The 5978-nt window shown below is 49.9% G+C and carries 6 protein-coding genes; 5 read left to right on the forward strand and 1 reads right to left on the reverse strand.

Annotated elements, in window-relative coordinates:
- The first annotated feature begins 43 nt into the window (after positions 1–43).
- Entirely contained in the window at positions 44–556 is a 513-nt protein-coding gene (locus tag COY37_RS10675) for an adenine phosphoribosyltransferase (RefSeq protein WP_286678861.1), read from the forward strand.
- 107 nt (positions 557–663) lie between these two features.
- On the opposite strand, the gene COY37_RS10680 is transcribed toward COY37_RS10675, so the two are convergent.
- Positions 664–927, reverse strand: a complete 264-nt coding sequence (locus tag COY37_RS10680) for a DUF2795 domain-containing protein (protein ID WP_286678860.1) — start codon at positions 925–927, stop codon at positions 664–666.
- 200 nt (positions 928–1127) lie between these two features.
- On the opposite strand from COY37_RS10680, the gene iorA reads away from it, so the two are divergent.
- The 4 genes from iorA to COY37_RS10700 form a co-directional block, all read left to right on the forward strand.
- Entirely contained in the window at positions 1128–2879 is a 1752-nt protein-coding gene (gene iorA / locus COY37_RS10685) for an indolepyruvate ferredoxin oxidoreductase subunit alpha (RefSeq protein ID WP_286678859.1), read from the forward strand.
- Between the two features lie 10 nt (positions 2880–2889).
- A complete protein-coding gene (locus COY37_RS10690) occupies positions 2890–3501 on the forward strand; it encodes an indolepyruvate oxidoreductase subunit beta (protein ID WP_286678858.1) in 612 nt (203 codons plus the stop codon).
- 177 nt (positions 3502–3678) lie between these two features.
- Complete coding sequence (locus tag COY37_RS10695) at positions 3679–4872, forward strand: ABC transporter substrate-binding protein (protein WP_286678857.1); 1194 nt, start codon at positions 3679–3681, stop codon at positions 4870–4872.
- 242 nt (positions 4873–5114) lie between these two features.
- Positions 5115–5978, forward strand: an 864-nt coding sequence (locus tag COY37_RS10700; RefSeq protein ID WP_286977548.1) for a branched-chain amino acid ABC transporter permease, incomplete at its 3' end; no start/stop codon positions are given.

Genomic DNA, 5978 nt, shown 5'->3' on the forward strand with positions numbered 1-5978 from the left:
GCTTGTAAGCCTATATGTGAATGCCAATTCCTAGGAGGTAAGAGTGGATCTAAAGACTTATGTGAGGGACATACCGGACTGGCCCAAAGAAGGGGTGATGTTTCGCGACATAACACCGCTTCTTGGAAATAAGGAGAGTTTTAAGTACGCGATCGACTCAATCGCCGATCACTACAAAGACAAGAACATCGACATAGTGCTTGGAGCAGAGGCACGGGGCTTTATCCTGGCAAGCGCCCTGGCATATAGGCTCGGTTGCGGATTTGTTCCCGCGAGAAAGCCGGGTAAACTGCCATATAATACACTAAGCGCAGAATATGAGCTTGAGTATGGCGTCGACTCTCTTGAAATGCACGAGGACGCAATAAAGCCGAGCGAGCGTGTCCTGGTAGTCGATGATGTTATAGCGACGGGCGGTACTGCTGCTGCAAAAGTAAAGCTGGTCGAGCAACTTGGAGGAACGATAGTCGGAGTAGCGTTTTTAATCGAACTCAGCTTCTTAAACGGGCGCTCCAAGCTCGAAGGGCAAGACGTGTTTTCTCTTATCACGTATTAGAATTATTAGAATTTGAGCTTTGAAACTGATAATGAAATAGAAGATAACCCCCTGTTGCGGCAGGGGGTTATCGATCCCGGCGATCCCTAAGCGGCATAACGGGGAAGTTATGCCGTCTTCTTTGCGCGAGTGATCAGGTCGTGAACAGTCGCGCCCCCAAGCAGGCCGGCCATATGCGTCGTCAAGTTATCCGATAACCAACCATGTAGATCATCTGCGGAATTGAAATTCTTTTCCTTGATCATCGGCTTGAACTCGTTCATGAAATCCTCAGGAAAGTTCCTGTCCTCGAGAGCTTTTATAATATCGTTGCCTGACGCGGGATAGGACAGGCCATCGATAACGTTATCGAGATTATACGTCATAGCCATCACATCACCCCCACTCATGTGTATTTAACTTTTAAAGTTTCCCATAATCCCGATTTTAAACGCGATTCTAAATTCTGGCTCCTGCTTTTGGATTGCTTTTTAGCTTGTCAAATGGTATAGAAATGAGAGGGGATAATAACAATATAATAAATAGCCTGCCGGGCTTTACACGGTAAATGAGGTCACAGAAGGATAGTTGAATGAAAGTACTGTTATCGGGTAATGAGGCGATAGCGCATGGAGCGTATGTCGCTGGTGTAACTATGGCCACGGGTTATCCGGGCACGCCGAGCACCGAAATACTAGAAACTATTGTGAAATACGATGAGATAGAAGCTGCATGGGCGCCCAATGAGAAAGTAGCGCTTGAAGTCGCTATAGGTGCATCGTTGGCCGGCTCAAGGGCTTTGGTTACGATGAAGCACGTGGGGCTTAATGTCGCAGCCGACCCGCTGTTTACGCTCGCATACACGGGAGTAAACGGCGGGCTCGTTATTGTCTCGGCCGACGACCCGGGGATGCATAGCTCGCAGAACGAGCAGGATAACCGTAATTACGCTAAGGCCGCAAAAATTCCGATGCTTGAGCCGAGCGATAGCCAAGATGCGGTATTGTTGATCGATGAGGCATTTAATATAAGCGAGATATTCGACACCCCCGTAATTCTGAGAACGACGACGAGGGTAAACCACTCGAAATCGCTTGTCGAGGTCGATGTCGAGAGGGTAAGGAAAGAGGAAACATACGAGAAAAATCCGCAGAAGTATGTGATGATTCCGGCGCATGCCAAGAGTCGCCGCGAGGTGGTCGAGAACCGGCTCAACGCGCTCTCCGAGTTTGCCGAGCAGTTCCGTGGAAACCGCGTTGAATGGGGAAACCGCCATATCGGGTTTATAACCAGCGGTGTTTCATACCAATATGTAAAAGAGGCGTTTCCCGACGCATCGGTTTTGAAACTTACCATGACTTATCCGCTGCCAAGGAAACTTATTACTGATTTTATCGAGCAGGTCGAGCAGGCGATCGTTGTCGAAGAACTCGATCCGTTTATCGAAGAACAAATAAAGATATGGGGGCTTTCGGTATCGGGCAAAAGGTTTATTCCGGCAATTGGCGAACTTAATCCCGATATAATACGAGGGTCTCTGGCGGACAAAGAAGATGACGCCTTAGAGGAATCGGAGGCGCTTGATATTGAGTTGCCCGGCAGGCCGCCGATGCTCTGCCCGGGATGTCCGCACAGAGGTGTGCTCTATACATTAAATAAACTAAAATTGGTAGTAACCGGCGATATCGGGTGCTACACGCTTGGCGTATTACCGCCGCTCGAAGCGATGGATACCTGTATTTGTATGGGCGCAAGCATTGGCAACGCCACCGGTTTTCAGAAAGCGACGGGCAGAAAAGACGTCGTCGCAGTCTTGGGAGACTCGACGTTCGTGCATTCAGGGATTACACCGCTTATCGATGCCGTCTACAACCGTGGCTTTACAACGGTGATTATTCTCGACAACCGCACGACGGCAATGACCGGCCGGCAGGACCATCCGGGAACCGGAAAAACGCTAAAAGGCTACGACGGCCCCCCGCTTGATCTCGAAATGATAGTAAGAGCGACCGGCATACAGTCGGTGAAAGTAATCGACCCTTATGATCTTAAAGTCGTAAAGGAAGCCATAAAAGAAGAAACCGCAAAAGACGAACCATCGGTAATCATATTTAGAAGAGCGTGCCTGCTCGTCGAGAGGCCTAATACTAAGCCGTTTATGGTGACAGGCGCATGTAATGGCTGCAAGGCCTGTGTCAAGCTAGGGTGCCCTGCAATTTCATGGAAAGAAAAACGTGCCCAAATCGATCCGGAGATATGCTCAGGCTGTGAAGTGTGCGTCCAGGTATGCAAGAAGGATGCCGTTGTCGAGTATGCAAAGGTCGACCGGGGCGCAGGAATATAATGGAGAGCATATGATAAGCGTGATAAGCGACGTTAAGAATATATTACTGGTAGGAGTAGGCGGACAAGGGATCGTCCTGGCGGCCGATGTTTTATCACAGGTGCTGGTGAGCGCCGAGTATGACGTCAAAATGTCGGAGATCCACGGCATGAGCCAGCGCGGCGGCAGCGTCAACACGATGGTACGATTTGGAAGCAAAGTATTCTCTCCGCTCATCGATAAAGCGAAAGCCGAGTACATCCTTGCATTCGAACAACTCGAAGCCCTGAGATGGAGCGATTACCTGAAGCCTGGCGGCGTGTTTATCATGAATACCCAAAAGATAGAGCCCCTTCCCGTGCTTCTTGGAAAGGCGCGTTATCCGCAAAACATAGACGAACTTATCCGCGGCAAAGGTATCAACCTTCTCGCGGTGGATGCGGATAGCCTTGCAGAAGAAGCGGGCAGCAAGAAAGCGGCAAACATAGTTCTCCTGGGATGCCTGGCGGCGCTCATGCCGATCGATCGGGGCGTCTGGTATGCGGCCATCGAGCGCAGGGTACCGCCAAAAACCGTGGACATAAACAAACGGGCTTTCGATATCGGATACGATCTTACATCCAAACCCGCCTTTATCGTCTAAGACGAGTCTTACGAATAGAGGTAACGAGGAGACACAGGTAGGATTACCAGGACATATGAATGACATCCAAGAATCTTCGAATGTGAAAGTAGAAATCAACACGTGAAAGGGGGGAAAGGATAGTATTTCTTGCAATATGTAACATTTATAACATGTAATCTAATGGGAGGTAAGCGGATGAAGAAATGGATTGTAGCATTGCTGATCGTCTCGTTTGCGATTTTCGCGCTGGGATGTCAGGCGGCTAAGACTGAGAAGACCCAAACCAACACGGGTTCGAGCGACACATCAAAGGAAGCGTCTAACGAGCCATATGTTGTTGGAGCGGTAGTATCGGTCACGGGTCCGACGGCAGCGCTTGGCGTACAGGAGAAAAACACGCTTTTAATGGAAGCAGATAAGATTAATAAGGCAGGCGGGATCAACGGTCATAAAATCGACCTTAAGATTGAAGATGATCAGAGCGTTGCGACAAACGCTGTTATCGCTGCAAGCAAGTTGATAGACCAGGAACATGTTATCGCGCTTATAGGTGGTACGGGCAGCCCTGCTACCCTGGCTATGAAACCAAAAACAGCCGAGGCGAAAATACCGCAGATCGCAATGGCCGCCGGAATTAAAATTACCGAAGCGCCGAATGAGTGGATCGTCAGAACGGCTCAGAGCGACGCGGTGGCGGTGCAAAAGGTAATCGATTACATGAGCAAAACATTGAAGATCAAGAAATTCGCTATCCTCAGCGATGCCAACGCCTTCGGGCAGAGCGGTTCGACAGAGCTGAAGAAACTGGCCCCAAAAGCCGGGCTTGAGGTCGTAGCTTCTGAAACATATAAGACAGATGATACGGATGTCAGCTCTCAGTTAACCAAGATTAACGGCGCAAAACCCGACGTCGTTGTAGTATGGGGTACCAACCCCGGCCCTGCTGTTGCGGCCAAAAATATGAAAACATTAGGCATGAAAATGCCTTACATAGGCAGTCACGGCATAGCAAATAAGACGTTCCTTACACTTGCCGGCTCTGCAGCGGAAGGCATCGTCTTCCCGGCCGGAAAGATCCTGGTTCCAAGCTCGGCGACAGGTGATCAGGCGGATGTGATCAAGACCTTCACGGCCGATTACAAAGCAAAATACGGCGAGAATCCGAACTCGTTCGCAGGCCACGCATATGATGCAATAAATATCCTTGCGAATGCGCTCAAAGAGGCCGGAAGCAACAACGAGAAGCTACGCGATGCGATCGAAAAGACGAAAGACTTTGTCGGCATCAGCGGCATCTTTACCTACGGTGCGGATAACCACGACGGCACCACCTCCTCCGATATGATCATGGTAGAGGTTAAAGACGGAAAGTGGATCGAGAAGAAGTAAGTATCGGTAACGAAACCGATTACTATGAATAACTCAATGCCAACAAACAAGGAGAGCGGGCTCACTACCCGCTCTCCTTTATTCATTGGCGGCAAGGGGTTAAACGTGCAGGTGAGGCAAATTGCTGAGTCTAGCGCAACCCTGCAAAACCGTGTATCCTATGGATAGCCAAAAAAACCGGCGTTTCGACCATCAAACAAGCTCATATCGGCTTGGTTACTTAAGGTGTGATCGCGGCTTAGATGCAGTTTGATCAATTCATGCAATACCTAATAAGCGGAATAACGAGCGGAAGCATTTATGCGTTAATAGCGCTGGGCTTCACGTTAATATATAACTCCACGCAACTCATAAACTTCGCACAAGGCGAATTTGTAATGCTCGGGGGATTGATTACCGTATCCCTTTATACGGCGGCCGGGCTTCCGCTGGTACTCGCAATTATTATCGCAATAGCGATCGTTACGGCAATTGGGGTGATATTCGAACGTCTGGCAATACGGCCTTTGCGCAACTCGTCCATAATTACCCTGATCATAGTAACCGTTGGCGCCTCGATCCTTTTTAAAAACGTGGCCATGATACTATGGGGACGCGACCCGCAAACGCTGCCGCCGTTTACCGGCGACAAGCCAATACCGGTGCTCGGCGCATCGGTGGTCCCGCAAACCATCTGGGTGGTCTGTATACTGCTGGTTACCGTTATCCTGCTTCAAGTGTTCTACAAACGCTCGATTATCGGCAAAGCGATGAAGGCTTGCTCGATCAATCCATCGGCGGCGCAGTTGATGGGGATAAATACCTCGTCCATCGTCATGCTCTCGTTTGCTATGAGCGCGGCGTTTGGTGCGGTAGCGGGCATCCTTATCACACCTATTTCAATGACAAGCTACTCGGTGGGGAGTTTCCTCGGTCTAAAAGGGTTTGCAGGCGCGGTTCTCGGCGGGCTGGACAATCCGCTTGGAGCGGTCGTCGGCGGTCTTCTGTTGGGCGTACTGGAGTCCTTAAGCGTCGGCGTAATCGACTCGGGATACAAAGATGCGATCGCGTTTTTGATATTGCTGCTGGTTCTTTTCTTTAAGCCGAGCGGAATTCTCGGCGCACGC

The organism is Candidatus Aquicultor secundus, assembly GCF_002791875.1.
Lineage (GTDB): Bacteria > Actinomycetota > Aquicultoria > Aquicultorales > Aquicultoraceae > Aquicultor_A > Aquicultor_A secundus.

Bases quoted from the DNA above. Each gene is read 5' to 3' on its own strand.
- COY37_RS10695 (WP_286678857.1), top strand. From the start codon at position 3,679: ATGAAGAAATGGATTGTAGCATTGCTGATCGTCTCGTTTGCGATTTTC.
- iorA (WP_286678859.1), top strand. From the start codon at position 1,128: ATGAAAGTACTGTTATCGGGTAATGAGGCGATAGCGCATGGAGCGTAT.
- COY37_RS10680 (WP_286678860.1), bottom strand. From the start codon at position 927: ATGGCTATGACGTATAATCTCGATAACGTTATCGATGGCCTGTCCTAT.
- COY37_RS10690 (WP_286678858.1), top strand. From the start codon at position 2,890: ATGATAAGCGTGATAAGCGACGTTAAGAATATATTACTGGTAGGAGTA.